This is a genomic window from Bradyrhizobium lablabi (genome assembly GCF_001440475.1).
Taxonomy (GTDB): domain Bacteria; phylum Pseudomonadota; class Alphaproteobacteria; order Rhizobiales; family Xanthobacteraceae; genus Bradyrhizobium; species Bradyrhizobium lablabi.
Map to the genome: position 1 here is coordinate 267,390 of NZ_LLYB01000123.1, position 16,562 is coordinate 283,951.

At 63.1% G+C, this 16,562-nt stretch carries 16 protein-coding genes; 11 read left to right on the forward strand and 5 right to left on the reverse strand.

Annotation, left to right across the window (positions count from 1 at the left end; genetic code table 11):
* Positions 1–127 precede the first annotated feature (127 nt).
* Positions 128–436 carry a 4a-hydroxytetrahydrobiopterin dehydratase gene (locus CQ14_RS35190; protein WP_347337180.1) on the forward strand — a complete coding sequence of 103 codons (309 nt, stop codon included), beginning with the start codon at positions 128–130 and terminating at the stop codon, positions 434–436.
* 107 nt (positions 437–543) lie between these two features.
* The gene (locus tag CQ14_RS35195) at positions 544–930 is read left to right on the forward strand and encodes a YkvA family protein (RefSeq protein ID WP_057862354.1); all 387 of its coding nucleotides are present in this window, start codon (positions 544–546) and stop codon (positions 928–930) included.
* A 150-nt stretch (positions 931–1,080) separates the two neighbouring features.
* Here CQ14_RS35195 and CQ14_RS35200 read toward each other — a convergent pair whose 3' ends face one another.
* The 3 genes from CQ14_RS35200 to CQ14_RS35210 form a co-directional block, all read right to left on the reverse strand.
* Positions 1,081–2,259, reverse strand: a complete 1,179-nt coding sequence (locus CQ14_RS35200; protein WP_057862325.1) for a TAXI family TRAP transporter solute-binding subunit — start codon at positions 2,257–2,259, stop codon at positions 1,081–1,083.
* 146 nt (positions 2,260–2,405) lie between these two features.
* Positions 2,406–3,521: an SEL1-like repeat protein gene (locus CQ14_RS35205; RefSeq protein WP_057862326.1), complete on the reverse strand. Its 1,116-nt coding sequence runs from the start codon at positions 3,519–3,521 to the stop codon at positions 2,406–2,408.
* Positions 3,522–3,847: 326 nt separating this feature from the next.
* Positions 3,848–4,822: an NADPH:quinone oxidoreductase family protein gene (locus CQ14_RS35210; protein ID WP_057862327.1), complete on the reverse strand. Its 975-nt coding sequence runs from the start codon at positions 4,820–4,822 to the stop codon at positions 3,848–3,850.
* Positions 4,823–4,932: 110 nt separating this feature from the next.
* Between CQ14_RS35210 and CQ14_RS35215 the strand changes: the two genes are divergently transcribed.
* From CQ14_RS35215 to CQ14_RS35250, 8 genes are all read left to right on the forward strand, one after another.
* Positions 4,933–5,772, forward strand: a complete 840-nt coding sequence (locus CQ14_RS35215) for an SDR family oxidoreductase (protein ID WP_057862355.1) — start codon at positions 4,933–4,935, stop codon at positions 5,770–5,772.
* 184 nt (positions 5,773–5,956) lie between these two features.
* Positions 5,957–6,595 (forward strand): invasion associated locus B family protein, encoded by a 639-nt coding sequence (locus CQ14_RS35220; protein ID WP_057862356.1) that lies wholly within the window; start codon positions 5,957–5,959, stop codon positions 6,593–6,595.
* Between the two features lie 173 nt (positions 6,596–6,768).
* The gene (rlmN, locus tag CQ14_RS35225) at positions 6,769–7,968 is read left to right on the forward strand and encodes a dual-specificity RNA methyltransferase RlmN (RefSeq protein WP_057862328.1); all 1,200 of its coding nucleotides are present in this window, start codon (positions 6,769–6,771) and stop codon (positions 7,966–7,968) included.
* A 26-nt stretch (positions 7,969–7,994) separates the two neighbouring features.
* Entirely contained in the window at positions 7,995–8,162 is a 168-nt protein-coding gene (locus tag CQ14_RS35230) for a hypothetical protein (RefSeq protein ID WP_156435774.1), read from the forward strand.
* The gene (locus CQ14_RS35235) at positions 8,153–8,644 is read left to right on the forward strand and encodes a hypothetical protein (protein ID WP_057862330.1); all 492 of its coding nucleotides are present in this window, start codon (positions 8,153–8,155) and stop codon (positions 8,642–8,644) included. The genes CQ14_RS35230 and CQ14_RS35235 overlap by 10 nt, the downstream gene beginning before the upstream one ends.
* Before the next feature lie 208 nt (positions 8,645–8,852).
* Positions 8,853–9,614, forward strand: a complete 762-nt coding sequence (locus CQ14_RS35240) for a phosphatase PAP2 family protein (RefSeq protein WP_057862331.1) — start codon at positions 8,853–8,855, stop codon at positions 9,612–9,614.
* Positions 9,615–9,728: 114 nt separating this feature from the next.
* A complete protein-coding gene (argG, locus tag CQ14_RS35245) occupies positions 9,729–11,066 on the forward strand; it encodes an argininosuccinate synthase (RefSeq protein WP_057862332.1) in 1,338 nt (445 codons plus the stop codon).
* Positions 11,067–11,462: 396 nt separating this feature from the next.
* Positions 11,463–13,262 carry an FAD-binding oxidoreductase gene (locus CQ14_RS35250; protein ID WP_156435775.1) on the forward strand — a complete coding sequence of 600 codons (1,800 nt, stop codon included), beginning with the start codon at positions 11,463–11,465 and terminating at the stop codon, positions 13,260–13,262.
* Between the two features lie 222 nt (positions 13,263–13,484).
* Here CQ14_RS35250 and CQ14_RS35260 read toward each other — a convergent pair whose 3' ends face one another.
* Positions 13,485–14,096: a TetR/AcrR family transcriptional regulator gene (locus tag CQ14_RS35260; protein ID WP_057862335.1), complete on the reverse strand. Its 612-nt coding sequence runs from the start codon at positions 14,094–14,096 to the stop codon at positions 13,485–13,487.
* Positions 14,097–14,323: 227 nt separating this feature from the next.
* Here CQ14_RS35260 and CQ14_RS35265 point away from each other — a divergent pair, with 227 nt between their 5' ends.
* On the forward strand, positions 14,324–15,280 hold the full coding sequence (locus tag CQ14_RS35265; protein WP_057862336.1) for a homocysteine S-methyltransferase family protein: 957 nt from the start codon (positions 14,324–14,326) through the stop codon (positions 15,278–15,280).
* Positions 15,281–15,434: 154 nt separating this feature from the next.
* Here the strand turns inward: CQ14_RS35265 and CQ14_RS35270 are convergent.
* A partial coding sequence (locus CQ14_RS35270) for an OmpA family protein (protein ID WP_245320761.1) occupies positions 15,435–16,562 on the reverse strand: 1,128 nt, incomplete at its 5' end.

Here is a 16,562-nt window from a genome sequence, read left to right on the forward strand (position 1 = left end):
ACATCTGCGTCATGGTTACCGGCGGCGTCCCCAAGCCGGCATAGGACGCGGTTGCGGGCCATTTGGGGCAGGGGATCCCCGATGCGGCCTTCGGTGTTAGGGTAGAGGCTGGCTGAAACGGGAGGCGATCATGGTGGAACGACTGTCGCCGGAGGCACGGAAATCGGCGCTGGCGGAACTTTCCGGCTGGTCCGAGCTATCGGGACGCGAGGCGATCCAGCGTACCTTCACCTTCAAGGACTTCAACGAAGCTTTCGGATTCATGTCCCGCGCGGCCCTGGTGGCCGAGAAGAACGACCATCATCCGGAATGGAAGAACGTCTACAGGACGGTGGAGGTCGTGCTCGCGACCCATGACGCCGGCGGTGTGACCCGGCGCGACATCGATCTGGCGAAGGCCATGAACGCGATCGCAAGGCAACTGGGCGTCACCTGAGTTGGGTGGCCCGCGATCTTGCGTGGCGCGGCGGACATCCCCAATTCTTCGTTACGCTCGGCAGCGGCGGCAATCCGCCGCACCGGACGCCTGAGGGGAGCGCCGCGATGGCATCGTCCGATCACAGCATGGGATTCGAACCGGCCGACCGGCTGGCGCAGGACCAGGAGAGCGTGCGCCGGCGCTTCTGGATCAAGCTCAAGCGGGTAGTGGCGCAGCTTCCCTTCGCCGAAGACCTGCTCGCAGCCTATTACTGCGCGTTCGACAAGGAGACGCCGCGCCATGTGCAGGCGGCGCTGCTCGGCGCCGTCGCCTACTTCATCGTGCCGTTCGATTTCATGCCGGACGTTCTGCCATTGCTCGGCTTTACCGACGATGCCGCAGTTCTGGCCACTGCCATCCGCATGGTCGCGAGCCACATTACGCAGGAGCATCGCGATGCCGCGCGCGCGGCACTCAAGCGCGGGATCGACACCAACGAGGTGACGGAATAGCCGGCGGCTGGCTAGAGCGTGATGACTCTTCTTCGAATCGTCATCCCGCTCTGTCTCTTTGATTTGAGCATGATCTCCGCGCAAACGCGTTCCGCGTTTGTCTCGAGGGAAAACCGGTGCCCACTTTTCCGGATCATGCTCTAGCCGTAGCTAGCGCTGCGTCGGCGCGGGACCTTGCGCCCTTGCACTTCGCTCAGCTTCCCAGGCCTGGAACTGCTTGAACAGGGCTTCCTTGTCCGCGTCCGACTTTACGCCGGCTGCGGTGGTCGGGCTCTGTTTCAGGAATTCATCGAACCTGGCGCGCGACACGGCCTCGACGTTGTGGCTCTTGAGCCATTGCTCGGCAACCGGCAGACGCTGCCAGTCCGGTAACGGCGACGACAGCGAGACTTCCTTCCACTTCGGGTGGAAAGGCGGGTTCTGGAACGCCGGGAACTTGGTGAAGAAGGCGTCCACAAACTGCGACAGCTTGCGATATCGATCGGTGTTGGGCGCCCAGTTGTAGGCCGCGAGCACCGCAGGCACGGCGATGGTATCGACCTTCCCACCTTCGGGGATCAGGTTGGGATAATCCTTCGAGGTCAGCACCGCCGGCAGATAGTCGCCCTGCAGCGGCCGCGAATAGTCGACCGGCACGAGGTGGAAGCGATTGTCGCTGAAGTTGCTGACCGACTTGTACGGCTTGCCGCCGACGGCGATCACCGCATCGATCTCACCTGCCCGCATCTTCTCCATTGCGATGCGCTGCTCGATGTAGAGGAAGTTCGGCTTGATGCCGAGCCGCTCGAACACGACCGCCGCGGTCACGAAGGTGCCGCCGTTGGGAAGATCGACGCTGACCTTCTTGCCGTTGAGCTGGCTGATGTTCGTTATCGACTTCGACGCGAGAACGTACATCTCTTCATTGTAGAGCTTGGTCACATAGGTGAACTGCTTCTTGATGTCCTTCGCAAAGCCCTTCTTCTCGAGATAGTCGAGCGTGTCGGCGCGCACGATGCCGAGGTCGACGCCCTGCAGGAACAGGATGTCGGCCACGCTCTGCACTGAACCGCGCCCGACGATGGGGAGTACGCGCAACTTGTTCCCATCGTCGAGCACGGAAGCGAGGTCGGCGCCGAATTGCACATAGGTGCCGCCGATCGTTCCGGAGATCAGTGTGACCGTGTTGGCGTTCAGCGCCTGCTTGGTGGCGACTGAGCCGAACTGAAAAATGGCCTTCAGGCTTTCGCTGACCTTGGCCGGATCGGTTTCCGTCTCGGCGGCCTTGGCCGCCGTATTGCTGCATGCCACCGTGATGGCAAGCAATGCCATTCCCAGTAAGTGTCGCATGGGTTCCTCTATGCGCTGGTCTTGAGTAATTTCTTCAGTAATTGCCTAAAGCGTGATGACTTTCTTCGAATCGTCATCCCGCCTTGTCTTTTTGTTTGAGCATGAACTTTTCGGAAAAACCGCTACACACTTTTCCGGATCATGCTCTACTGCAACTGGCCGAGACGCCGCTTCGCATCAGCCGAACCGAGCTGGGCGGCCTTCTGGTACCAGACCTTCGCCGCCGCGGGATCGGGTGTGACGCTTCGCAAATCCTGGCTGCCCAGCACTTGCGGATCATACGTTCCGGCCAGCATCAATGCCGCCTCCGGCTCCTGCGCGTCCGCCGCGCGCTCAAGCAATAGTCGGGCGGAAGTAATGTCGCCGATCGCAAGCAGGCCCTTCGCCCGCTTCAGCAGCGCTGCGAGTTCGTCCGGATCGATGCGGCGTGCCGGAGGAGCAGCCGCTTGCGTGACGGGTGCGGGCTCACGCACCGCCGGCGCGACCGCAGCAGCAGCCGGGGCCACCGGATTGATCGAAGCAACCACTTCGCGGGAGGCTTCGCGCGCCACCGGCTCGGGCGCCGCGACCTTGTTGCCCTTGAGCGCAGTCTGATAGGCGGCGGCGATTTCGTCGCGCGTCGGCGAAGCGGACGCCGTTGCGTTGGGCGGAGAGCGGCGGGCGGCTGCCATCTCCGCACCGGCCGGTTCTGCCGCCAGCGGCGGCGCGGCTACGCGTGCCGGTTGCGGTGCCGGCTCCGGTACCGCCGCAGCGAGCTGGGCGGGGGGCGGAGCGCTGCCGCCACCGCCGCCTCCGAGCGAGGCGTTGAAGATGACGGCACGCGTCGAGTCGATGGAGAACAGCGCGAGAACCGCTGCGATCGCCGAAACCACCGCGACGCCGGTGACGATGCGCCCGGCCCGGGCCTTCTTCAGCCCGCCGCTGCCAAACCTCCCGCTACCGAACGAATACTCGGAAAGCTGCTGATGCGACTCTTCCTCGTAGTTGGAGAGGAAAAGCGGCACCGCCTCGTGTGGCGGCAGATCTTCCGGCAGCACATCTGTCCGATCGAACGCCGGCGCAAAAGGCTGCGCATATTGCGGCTGGTCGTATTGAGACTGCTGATATTGAGACTGCTCGTATTGAGGCTCGTCGTATCGGGGTTCGTAGCGGAGCTGTTCGTATCGAGGCTGCTCGGCTTCATACAGCCTGGGATCGCTGATGGCTTCGTCAAACCTGTCGAATGGATCTCTTGCCTGAACAGGCCTGGTATTTTCCGCCATGGTGATGCTCCCCACTACCGAACGCAACTAACGGGCGTCCCCTGCACTTGCTTCTTGCTCTTGTTGACGTACAGGAGCCCCCTCATCCGGTCCCTAAAATCGCACACGGATTGGGTTCAAAAAACGACGGCGACCGGGGGGAATTAGGAAATTTTTTGTTATGATTAAGGCGCGCAAGCGGCATAACGCCGTTGAAAAGCACGCATTGTTACCGAGAAACTACATCAGTGATATAAAGGGGTGGAACAAAAACGGCCCGAGCAAGTCACGGGCCGTTTTCGCTTTTTTCCAGCTGACGGCAATTCAATAGGGGTCCCGGTTCCCTCTCAGGGATGCAGGATCACCTTGCCCATGGCCTTGCGGCCGGCCAGCACCTTGAGCGCTTCGGCGGTCTGCGCCAGCGGGAAGGTGCGGTCGACATGCGAGGAGATCTTGCCTTCCGCGGTCCATCTCACGAGCTTTTCCAGGTTGGCGCGGTTCTTTTCCGGATTGACTCTGGTCCACGCGCCCCAGAACACGCCGCGGATGTCGCAGCCCTTCAGCAGTGCCAGATTGAGCGGCATCTTCGGAATGTCGCCCGCGGCAAAGCCGATCACCAGGAAGCGGCCTTCCCAGGCGATCGAGCGCAAGGCGGCCTCGGCGTAGGTGCCGCCGACCGGATCGAATATGATGTCGGCGCCCTTGCCCCCGGTGAGCCGGCGCAAGCCCTCTTTGAGATCTTCCTTGCTGTAGTTCAGCGTCAGCTCGGCGCCGTGCGCCTTGGCAAATTCGAGCTTCTCGTCCGATGAGGCGCAGGCGATCACCTTCAACCCCATCAGCTTGCCGAGTTCGCAGGCCGCAAGTCCGGTGCCGCCGGCAGCGCCCAGCACGGCCAGCGTCTCGCCCGGCTTCGGGCTGGCGCGATCTTCCAGCGCATGCAGCGCGGTACCGTAGATGATGATGATCCCGGCGGCGCGATCGAAATCCAGATTGTCGGGAATCTTCACGATCGAGTTTGCCGGCAGCGCGATCTTTTCGCGCGCGCCGTTATGGCCGCAGGAGGCCACCACGCGGTCGCCGACCTTCAGGTCGGTGACGCCGGCGCCGACGCTTTCGATCACGCCCGCAACCTCGGCGGCCGGCGAGAACGGGAACGGCGGCTTGATCTGGTACTTGCCCTGGATCATCAGGATGTCGAAGAAATTCAGCGCAGCCGCCTTGATCGCGATCACGGCCTGTCCCGGTTCGGCCACCGGATCCGGCACATCCGCCAGCACGAGATCGTCGGGTTGGCAATATTGCGAGCAGAGAATGGCTTTCATGGACGCACCTGATTGTCGGACCGGAAGGCTTGCAGCTTCATGCCGGATTTGAAGCCGGGCTACAATCCGATTCGGATGGATGGCTCTCGGCGGATGAAGGGATTCAAACGATGTTTGAAAAGGGCTTGCTGGCGGGGAAGCGGATCCTGGTCACCGGCGGCGGCTCGGGCCTCGGGGCCGCGATGGGGCGCCGCTTTGTCGAACTCGGCGCAGAACTGACCATTTGCGGCCGCCGGCTCGAATTGCTGGAGGCGACGGCCGCGCAAATGCGCGGTGAACTCGGCGGCAAGGTTACGGTTGCGCGATGCGATATCCGCGACGGCGCCGCGGTCGATGCGATGATGGACGAGATCTGGCGCGCGGCGCCGATCGACGTTCTGGTCAACAATGCTGCCGCGACCTTCATCGCCCAGACCGAACATCTGTCGTTCCGCGCCGCAGACGCGATCCTGGCGCCGACAATGCACGGTGCAATGTATTGCACGCTCGCCGCGGGCAAGCGCTGGATCGACGGCCAACACAAAGGTGTGGTGCTGAGCATTCTCTCGACCTCGACCATCACCGGCCGCGCCTTCACGGTGCCGTCGGCGATGGCGAAATCCGCCGTGCTCGCGATGACCAGGAGCCTTGCGGTGGAGTGGGGACCAAAGGGTGTGCGCACGGTTGCAATCGCGCCCGGCGCGTTTCCAACGCCGGGCGCCTCGGGTCAGCTTCGTCCCGAGGGCCGCGATGAAAGCTGGGCGCAACGCAATCCGCTCGGCCGCGCCGGCGAGCATGACGAACTTGCGAACCTCGCGAGCTTTCTGATTTCGGATCAGGCCGGCTACATCAATGGTGAGATGGTAGTGCAGGACGGCGGCTCGCATTTGCGCAGTTCCGGCGCCGAGGATCTGCTGCAATGGACCGATGCGCAGTGGCAAAAGCAGCGCGAGCGTCGTCCCAAAGGTTAAGTCAAGCGCTTAAATCAAAGCCCGTGCTCTGATTCGCTGAAAGCGACCTGAGACCAAGGGTCGCCACAGCGGTGACAGCGATGTAACCGCCTTCCCAAAAAAGCATTTCCCGGCTATCCATCCCGGCGGCGCGATGCGCCCCCGGGCCATCATCCAGTCACAATGATAAGGGAACCAGTTGTCCGTGTTGCGAATACTGACATTTCTGGTTGCGATTGCGGCGTTGTGCGGGGCGACATCCTTCGCACAGGCACAGGGCACTGCTCCGAAGGGTGCCAAGGAAAACGCCAAGGACGCGGCGAAGTCCGCGCCTGCACCGGCGGCCAAACAACCTGCCAAGCCGGAGCCGGCCGCGACCGCGGCGGCAGGCGGCGCGGAGCCGACCCTGATCGGCCAGTACGGCACCTGGGGCGCCTACACCGCAACCCCGAACGGCAGGAAGGTTTGCTTCGCGTTGGCGAAGCCGTCGTCGTCCAAAACCAATCCGCCGAATCGTCCGCGCGATCCCGCCTACGCTTTCGTCTCGACGCGGCCCGCCGAGCGAGTCGTCAACGAAGTTTCGATCATGATGGGCTATGCGCTGAAGCCGGGTTCGGAATCTTCACTCGAGGTCGGCGGCGCTGCCTACGCGATGTACACCCAGGGCGACGGGCTCTGGATCAAGAACGCCGCGGAAGAAGAGCAGATGGTCAGCGCCATGCGCAAATCCGCTGAAGTCACCGTCAAGGGCGTTTCGGCCAAGGGCACCGAGACCACCGACACCTTCTCGCTGAAGGGGCTGTCCCAGGCACTCGACCGGCTGGCGCAGGATTGCAAGCGCTAGGCGGCTCTCAAGCCCCAAAATGGCGTTGTTTAAGGGCTCTGGAAGTCCTATTTGAGTGTACTTGTAGGGTGGGCAAAGGCGCGCAGCGCCGTGCCCACCATTAACGTTTCTGGTGGGCACGCTGCGCTTTGCCCACCCTACGCGTCCACTTCAAGCGCCTCCGTGTGTAACAAATGACGCTTTCATCATCCGTGGCGCCGCTGGAGAAGGTTCCGCTCGAAACCTATGTGCCGCCGGCAAAACCCTCGCTGATCGGCCTGTCGCGCGCCGAGATCGCCGACCGGCTCGGCGCGATCGGCGTTGCCCCCGCGCAGCGCAAGATGCGCACGCAACAGCTCTGGCACTGGATGTATTTTCGCGGCGCCAAATCCTTTGCCGAGATGACCAGCGTCTCCAAGGATATGCGCGCGGAGCTCGAACAGCATTTCACCGTCGACCGCCCCGAAGTGGTGGCCGAGCAGATTTCCAATGACGGCACCCGCAAATGGCTGTTGCGCCTGCCGAGCGGCGATACCTTGCAGAAGGCGCATGAGGTCGAGTGCGTCTACATTCCCGAAACCGATCGCGGCACGCTCTGCGTCTCTTCGCAGGTCGGCTGCACGCTGAATTGCTCGTTCTGCCACACCGGCACGCAGCGACTGGTGCGCAATCTCACCGCGGGCGAAATCGTCGGCCAGATCATGGTGGCGCGCGACCGTCTCAATGACTGGGCCGATCGCGAGACGCCGACCGGCTGCCGCCTCGTCACCAACATCGTCATGATGGGCATGGGCGAGCCGCTCTATAATTTTGACGCGGTGCGCGATGCGCTGCTGATCACGGCCGACAATGAAGGCATCGGCATTTCCCGCCGGCGCATCACGCTGTCGACCTCGGGCGTGGTGCCGAACATCATCCGCACCGGCGAGGAGATCGGCGTCATGCTGGCGATCTCGCTGCATGCGGTGCGCGACGAGTTGCGCAACGAGTTGGTGCCGCTGAACCGCAAATATCCGATTGCCGAACTGCTGCAGGCCTGCCGCGACTATCCGGGCTCGTCGAACGCGCGGCGCATCACCTTCGAATATGTGATGCTCAAGGGCGTCAACGATTCCCTCGACGACGCCAAGCTGCTGGTGAAGCTGCTCAAGGGCATCCCGGCCAAGATCAACCTGATCCCGTTCAACCCGTGGCCGGGCACGCGCTACGAGTGCTCGGACTGGGAACAGATCGAAAAGTTCTCCGAATACATCTTCAACGCCGGCTATTCCTCGCCGGTACGCACACCGCGCGGCCGCGACATCCTCGCCGCCTGCGGCCAGCTGAAGTCGGAGACCGAAAAACTGTCCGCGCGCGAGCGCCAGGCGTTGCGCGCGATGGCGATGACGGATTGACGATGTGCGGCGCCCACGACGTCGTCATGGCCGGGCTCGTCCCGGCCATCCACGTCTTTGGTACTGCGGAAAGAAAGCAAGACGTGGATGCCCGGGACATCTGCGCGAAGACGCGCTTCGCGCTTTTGCCCGGGCATGACAGCGGTGAGTGCGGCGTGTCGATGCCTAAAGACCGGATTCTTCCATGGCGCTGATCGGCCGCCTCTTCGTCATCCTGTTCGGCTTCCTCGCCGCCTGCTTCGTGGCGGGGATGATCGTGGTTGGCGCGGTGCTGTATCCCGAGATCTCCGATCTCGGCGCCGCGCCGATCGACCAGGGCGCCATCAACGTCCTGATGGGATTCGGCTTCATCTTCCTGTCCGGCTTTGCGCTACTGCCGGCGCTGGTGGTCGTGCTCATAACGGAAGCCTTCTATATCCGCAGCATCCTCGCTTACGCGGTCGGCGGCGCGATCGTCGGTGCCGCCTGCTATCTCGGGCTTATCCCGTTCGACACCGAGACGCTGCAGTTCGACGGCATCGTGCGCCGCCATCTCGAAATCATGACCGGGGCGGGCATCGTCGCCGGTCTGGTCTACTGGATGATCGCAGGCCGATCCGCCGGGGCCTGGCGCCGTCCGCCGCCGCCCGTGCCACCGATGCCGCCGCTGCCATCGCGTTCGCGGCCGCTGTCGTGAAGCTCCCTGGTTTCTTCCCCTCTCCCCTTGTGGGAGAGGGTGGATCGAATGAGCGGAGCTCATTCGAGACGGGTGAGGGGTTTGTCTCCGCGGATAGAGACCCCTCATCCGGCGTGGACTAAAGTCCACGCCACCTTCTCCCACAAGGGGAGAAGGGAAGTTCGCGTGAGCCTTTCCAACATCGCCGGCCTCGGCTAAACCCCGCGCCATGAACCGTACCGGACTCCTCGTCGCGCTGGGACTGGCGCTCGCCGTCGGCTTGTTGTTTGGAATCTATCCCGAACTCGATCTGAAACTGGCGGCGCTGTTCTATGATCCTGCGACCGCATCGTTTCCCCTGAAACTCGATTCGCTGGCCGCGTTCGCGCGCGACGGCGCGATGTGGATCGCCTGGGCGCTGGCGTTGCCGGCGCTGATTGCCATCGTCGCAAAAATAATGCGGCCGGATCGGGCGATGCTGGTTCCGGGACGCGCGGCGGTGTTCCTGCTGGTCACGATCCTGCTTTCCGCGGTCGTGCTGACCAACCTCACCTTCAAGAGCTATTGGGGCCGGCCGCGACCGGTGATGGTGACGGAGTTCAACGGCCCCTGGCAATTCGTGCCGTGGTGGGATCCGCGCGGCGAGTGCGGCCGCAACTGCTCGTTCTTCTCCGGCGAGGGCGCCACCGCGTTCTGGGCCTACGCGCCGGCGGCGCTAACCCCGCCGCAGTGGCGGCCCCTGGCCTATGTGGCGGCGACCCTGTTCGGGGTCACGACCTCCGTGCTGCGGATGGCGTTCGGCGGGCATTTCTTTACGGACGTCGCCGCCGCGGGCCTCGTCAGCTTTTTCGTGATCTGGCTGGCCTATGCCTTTATTTACCGTTGGCCATCGACGAGGGTGACGGATGCGCAAATCGAGGCCGCCTTGGCGCGCTGGGGCTGGCCAGGCTATCGCCTGTGGCAGCGCTGGCGCGGGCGCGCGGCGGGGTAATCCGGCCCCGGCTTTAATAAGCGCCATTAAACGCGTGCCCGTCAGCGCGAAATTTGATATTCGCGCACTCAAAGCCGCAGTTAGCAACAGCCATTTCGACCGATTGGAAGCTCTATGAGTACGATTCTGAAAAGCCTGCCCAAGGGGGAAAAAGTCGGCATCGCTTTCTCCGGCGGTCTCGATACCAGCGCGGCGCTGCTCTGGATGAAGCAAAAGGGCGCGCGTGTCTTTGCCTATACGGCGAATCTCGGCCAGCCCGACGAGGCCGACTATGACGAGATTCCGCGCAAGGCGCTGGAGTTCGGCGGCGAGAAGGCCCGCCTTGTCGATTGCCGCACGCAACTGGTCCACGAAGGCATTGCCGCCATCCAGGCCGGCGCCTTCCATGTCTCGACCGGCGGCATCACCTATTTCAACACCACGCCGCTCGGCCGCGCCGTCACCGGCACGATGCTGGTCTCGGCCATGAAGGAGGACGGCGTCAACATCTGGGGCGACGGCTCCACCTTCAAGGGCAACGACATCGAGCGGTTCTATCGCTACGGCCTTTTGACCAATCCGAATTTGCGGATCTACAAGCCCTGGCTCGACCAGCAGTTCATCGACGAACTGGGCGGACGGGCCGAAATGTCGGCGTTCATGACCGCCAATGGATTCGCCTACAAGATGAGCGCCGAGAAGGCGTACTCGACCGACAGCAATCTGCTGGGCGCCACCCATGAGGCCAAGGACCTCGAGAACCTCGACAGCGGCATCAAGATCGTCAATCCGATCATGGGCGTGCCGTTCTGGCGCGACGACTGTGCGGTCAAGGCCGAGAAGGTTGTCGTGCGTTTCGAGGAGGGCCAGCCCGTCGCGCTGAACGGCCAGACATTCACCGATCCCGTCGCGCTGTTCCTCGAAGCCAACGCCATCGGCGGCCGGCATGGCCTTGGCATGAGCGACCAGATCGAGAACCGCATCATCGAGGCGAAGAGCCGCGGCATCTACGAAGCGCCCGGCATGGCGCTCCTGCACATTGCCTACGAGCGTCTGGTCACCGGCATCCACAACGAGGACACGATCGAGCAGTACCGGATCAGCGGCATGCGTCTGGGCCGCTTGCTCTACCAGGGGCGGTGGTTCGATTCGCAGGCCCTGATGCTGCGCGAAACCGCCCAGCGCTGGGTGGCGCGCGCGGTTACCGGGGAGGTGACGCTCGAACTGCGCCGCGGCAACGACTACTCGATCCTGAATACCGAGAGCCCGAACCTGACCTACCAGCCGGAGCGGCTGAGCATGGAGAAGGTCGAGGATGCCGCGTTCACGCCGGCCGACCGTATCGGCCAGCTCACCATGCGCAACCTCGACATCGCCGATACCAGGGCCAAGCTGAAGGTCTATGGCGACACGGGCTTGCTGTCGCCCGCGGAAGGCTCCGAGATCTTCAAGCTTGAGAGCGACAAGGGCTGAGGCCTCTCATGTCCCGGACGCGGTGCGGCGCAGAGCCGGGACTCAAGACCCCATAACCGATCCGCATTTGGGCCCCGGCTGAGCAGCGCGTCACTTCGTGCTGCGCTGCGTCCGGGGCGCGAGCGCCGCGCGCTTCGAGCGCCCGTTATGAACGCGTCATCCGGGACGAATACACGTCCTCACCCTCACGATCGCACTTCTACCTTCGGCGTTTCCACTGGATGCGCGCAACTGACGCGCGTGTCATTCTTGCGTGTGTCACAAAAATATGCAACCTTAGCGCCAGTTCGAATTTCAGCAAGCCCCATTCAAGATCGCCATCAGAGCAGCGGCTGATCTTCCTTCTTGCGAGACGTGCTCCTTCCTGGCGAACAGCAAGCGAAGAGGGTGTTCATCATGGCGCTCCCTGATTTTTCCTGCCCCGTCTATAGGATGGGCGACCCGTCCTACTGGAAGTTTGTCTACCAGTACGCCACGACTTCGAACCCCGCAGCGAACATGTCTCCTGCGGCCATCATCTGCCCGCAACACCCCAATGCAGACCCCGACGTCAAGAAGGCGATCCTGTACGCCGCTGCCAACGGCATCGGCGTCGCGGTGCGCACCGGCGGCCACGCCTACTCCGGCACCTCGTCGACGACCAGCAACAACATCCAGCTCGATCTGAGCGAGGCGTACAGCGAGTGGGAGTACGACACGCAGACCGGCCTGCTGCGTCTGGGCATCAGCTACTCGCTGCTGGAGTTCAACAACAAGCTGAGGGAAGCCGGTCTGTTTATGCCGACCGGCCAATGCTACAACGTGCATGTCGGCGGTCATGTGCAGACCGGAGGGTACGGCCAACTGGCCCGCGCCTTCGGTCTGTTCAGCGATCAGCTCGTGTCCTTCGAGATATTCCTGGCGGATGGCAGCAAAAAGACGATCGCCGTCGACAGCCCGGTGCAGGCCGACAGGGATCTGTTCTTTGCTGTTCTTGGCGGCGGCCCCGGCAATTACGGCATCGTCACCCACATCACGATCCGCCCGGGAAAGGACGCGGACCACAAATATTCGCGCGCTTACAAATATGCCATCCCGTACGATCCTGCTTTCGACCACGGCGTTCTGGTGCAATTGTTCGATCTCGTGCGGCAGTGGGAAAACGCGCCGGGCGACTATGATTTCTGTTTCTCGGTGGTGGCAGCCGAGGACGACTTTCTCGAGAACTTCCTTGGAATCGCTTCGCGCGATGACTTCATGGTCAAGTTTTTCGGGGGCCGGAACACCCCGTCGCCCCTGAATGCCCTGATGATCTACTTTCAATACTCCAACCTTGATAACACCGACACGTATGACCCGTCGTGGTGCAAAAGCATCAAGACGATCCTTGCTACGGCGAAACACGGCTCGACCTGGTGGGAGCGCTTCAAGGAGTGGGCCGAGCAGGAGCTCATCGATCTCTCGACGACGTTGCGCGACGACAACGTCATCACGCCCATCTCGGAAAGCGTCACGCAGCTCTGGACTTACTATGGCACGCGTGAGTTCAACTATCCGTTCCTGAAGAATGGTCAGGTCACCGACAAGGTCGCTACTTCAGGCTGGGCCGAGTGGGCCGCGACCCGGATCGATGCCTTGGTCGGCCGCAGCAGCGACGGCCTCATGGTGTTTGTCCAGTGCCAGAACTTCGGCGGCGAGAACTCCGCGGTGACGAAAAACGGCAAGCGTAAGCAGACGTCGTACGCGTGGCGCAATACCACCGTCGGCTACAACCTCGACGTCTTCTACAACACCAGAAAGCAAAACGCGCTGACGCTTGCGCAGGAATGGCAGAACATCAACATCGCCGAAGGCGTCGGGCCGAATGGCAGGTTCTCCACGACAGATCACCGCTGGTTCTGGGCGAGCCACGGCGACCTCGACATGAGCAAGGTGTGGCCGTTCTACTACTCCACCGACGATTACGCGAAATGCTGTCAGGTCAAACAGACGGTCGACCCGCACGGCGTGTTCACCGCCAATACGTTCGTCGTCGGCTATTCGCCGGAAACAGCGCCGGAGCACGTCGCTGCGGCACCTCGCGATGTAGCGACCGCGCGCAAGCCCGAAGAGGTGCTGGACGACGCGGCGTTCGCCAAGGGGCACGCCGACCGCGCCAGGTTGCGCGCCCAGGCGAAAGGCATCGCCACGGCTGAGCTTTTCCGGTCGAGCCGTTGAGCGATAAGGCGAGCGTGCATTGCGCGAGGATGTCATCCTGACCGCGACCGGGCCCGGCAGCGAACGGGCAGTAACACCCGTCGTCCCGGACAAGCGAGCGTTAGCGAGCGCGATCCGGGACCCATACGCCGCGGCGGACATTGTTGAACTGCGCTGGTCGACGGCTTCGCTCAACCACAATCACTTGTGGTTATGGGCCCCGGCCTTCGCCGGAGCGACGGCCTAGTTCGGCGCAAACATCAGCTTGATGCAGCTTCGAAAGATCAGGATCTGTCGTTCGAGGCGGCTCGGATCATTCAGCGTCTTGGACATGATGATGGCGCCGTCGACGATGCAGGACAGCATGTCGGCGACGTCGTCGAGGTCGACCGGCTCGCGCGGCGAATAGACCGACGCGATGCCGTCGAGAATGGCGCGGAAACGCGCGTTCCAGTCGCGCACGGATTGCGCGGTGAGGTCGCGTATCTCGCGATCGAACAGCCGCTCCTGATAACAGATGCTGGCGATGAGGCAGCCGGGATGACCGCTCGGCAGATCGGCCATCGTTTCCGCCAGCAGCTTCAGTGAAATCAGGAACGCCTGCAGCGGATCGTCGGACAGCTCGCGGCCGCGGGTGAAGATGTCGTCGAACAGCTGGTCGTTGGTCGCGACATAGCGGCGAAGCATTTCGCGCGCGAGCGCATTCTTGTCCCTGAAGTGATAGAAGAAGCCGCTCTTGGTGAGGCCGGCTTCCGCGATCACCTCCTCGATCGAGGTGGCGCCGAATCCCTTGGCAAGAACGGCGGCCTCCGCGATTTCGAGAATCCGCTCGCGCGTCGCTTCGCCCTTGCTCATGCGGGGTTCCAGAACTGTACTCATGGTACGGTTTCTCCGCGGCGGCCAGTGCGACCGCGTTGCCGATCAATCTACAACCATCTGATTTCGTACCACTTTGCCGCTTCCGGTTCATCCGTACCACGAGCCGTCTAGGAAGCCGCGACACTATGAGGCACCAACATCACCGGACCTGTCAGGTGCGGGAGAGACGTACCGAAGTCCCTCAAATGCGCGGAGATGTTGAAATGGCCAGATATCGACATGCCCTGCCGCAGCGCCGCGGCGGTATTTTCCTCACCGATGGCGGCATGGAAACGACGCTGATCTTTCACCAAGGCGTGGAGCTGCCGCATTTTGCCGCCTTTGTGCTGCTCGACAGCGCCGAAGGGCGGGAGAAGCTGAAGCAGTATTACGCGGCCTATCTTGCGGTCGCGCGCGACCATGGCACGGGCTTCGTGCTCGACAGCCCGACATGGCGCGCCAATCCGGACTGGGGCGCCAAGCTCGGCTACGACGCCGCCGCGCTCAAGGCGATCAATGTCCGCTCGATTGCATTCCTGGAAGATCTGCGCGCCGGCTGGGAGCGGCCGGGCGTGTCCTGCGTCATCAGCGGCGCCATCGGTCCGCGCGGCGATGGCTACAAGGCGGGCAACATGGATGCTGCGGAGGCCGAGGACTATCATCGGGCGCAGATAGCGGCCTTTGCCGAGGGCGGCGCCGACATGGTCACTGCCTATACGCTCACCAGCATCAATGAAGCGATCGGCATCGCGCGCGCCGCGAAAGCGCTAGGTATACCGACGGCGATCTCGTTCACCGTGGAGACCAATGGCCGTCTGGTGAAGGGCGAGACGTTGCGCGAGGCGATCGAGACCGTGGATCAAAAGACCGATGGTGCGCCCGAATACTTCCTGATCAACTGTGCGCACCCGACGCATTTCGAGGACGCGTTGCAGGCGGGTGAAGCCTGGACGGAACGTATCCACGGCATCAGGGCCAACGCCTCGACCAAGAGCCATGCCGAACTCGACGAATCCGAAACGCTCGATGCCGGCGACCCGGCCGATCTCGGGCGGCGTTACGTGGCGCTTCGGAGCGCGTTTCCGAGGATGCGGATTCTCGGCGGCTGCTGCGGCACAGATCACCGGCACGCCGCTGCTATTTGCGCGGCCTGCGTGACGCCGCGGGCGCTCAGCGCGTGATAGCGTTTTCGAGCGAGGTGGATACCGGTTCGCGTAGCAATCAAGCTTGCGCAGATTGCGTAGACTTATCTGCGGTAGAAAACGCGTCAAAATAGAAGCTCAAAAAAATGGCCGGGATCGCTCCCGGCCATTTTCATTTTACAACCCGCGTGCCTCAGCGCGGCGGCGCGGTGCCGGGCGGGGGCGGCGGCAGTGATGCCTGTCCGCCGTTGAGCAGCGGCGTGATGTTGCGGATGGTGACGCGCCGGTTGATCGCGCTCGGCCCGTCGATCTGCTCCTTTGGATACTGCTCGCCATAACCCTGCGAGGTCAGGTTCTCCGCCGGCACGTTGAACTGCTGCGTCAGCAGCGTTGCGGCGGATTCCGCGCGGCGGTCCGACAGCGACAGATTGTCGACGTCGGAGCCCACCTTGTCGGTGTGACCTTCGATCAGGAACACTGCGCGCGGGTTGGCCTGGATCGCCTGGTTCAGGCCGTCGGCGATCACTTGCAGCTTCGCCGCCTGGTCCGGCGGGATCTCCCACGAACCGGTCGCGAAGTTGATGGAGTTGACGTCGATGCTCGGCATCTGCATCCGCACATTGGGGCTGTAGCGGATTTCGTCGAGCGAGTAGCGCCGGTCGATCCGTTGCACCGGCGGCGCCCTCAGGGTTTCGTAGATCACTTCCGGGGGTGCTTCGTCCGCGGCGACGATGTAGCGGTCGTACGGCATGTTGACCACTGGCGGCGGCAGATCGACATAGAAGCCGCCGACTGCTTGCGGATCGCGGTAGCTGTTGTCGATGATGATGATCTCACGGCCACGGTCGTCGCGGCGGATGCGGCGCAGCAGCCGCCCGTCACTGCCGACCACGGTGACGATCTGGCTGCCATCCGGCCGGATCACGACGGTGCGGGTTTCGCCGCCGACGGTCTGGGTCTGGATGTCGCGCGCACCATAGCGGAAGCGATAGAGATCGTTGCCGCGGACGTATTGCTGTCCGCTCGGGTCACGGATGATGACGCGGTCCGGTTCATAGTAGACCGTGCGGCCGCCCTCGGTGACCTCCCGTCGCTGGCTGTGCATGTTGGCGATGGTCGCACCGACCACGGCGCCTGCGACGACGCCCGCGCCGATTGCGAGCGGCGTCAGGTTTTCACGCCGTGGCTGTGGCGGGGGCGGTAGTGGCGTTGTGACCGTGGGTGCGGCCCGGAACGCGGGTGCAACCGTCGGCGGAGCGAATTGCGCCCTGCCGGGGGGCGGCGCTGCGGCTGCCGAGCCCGGGACGACGCTTGGCGCGGC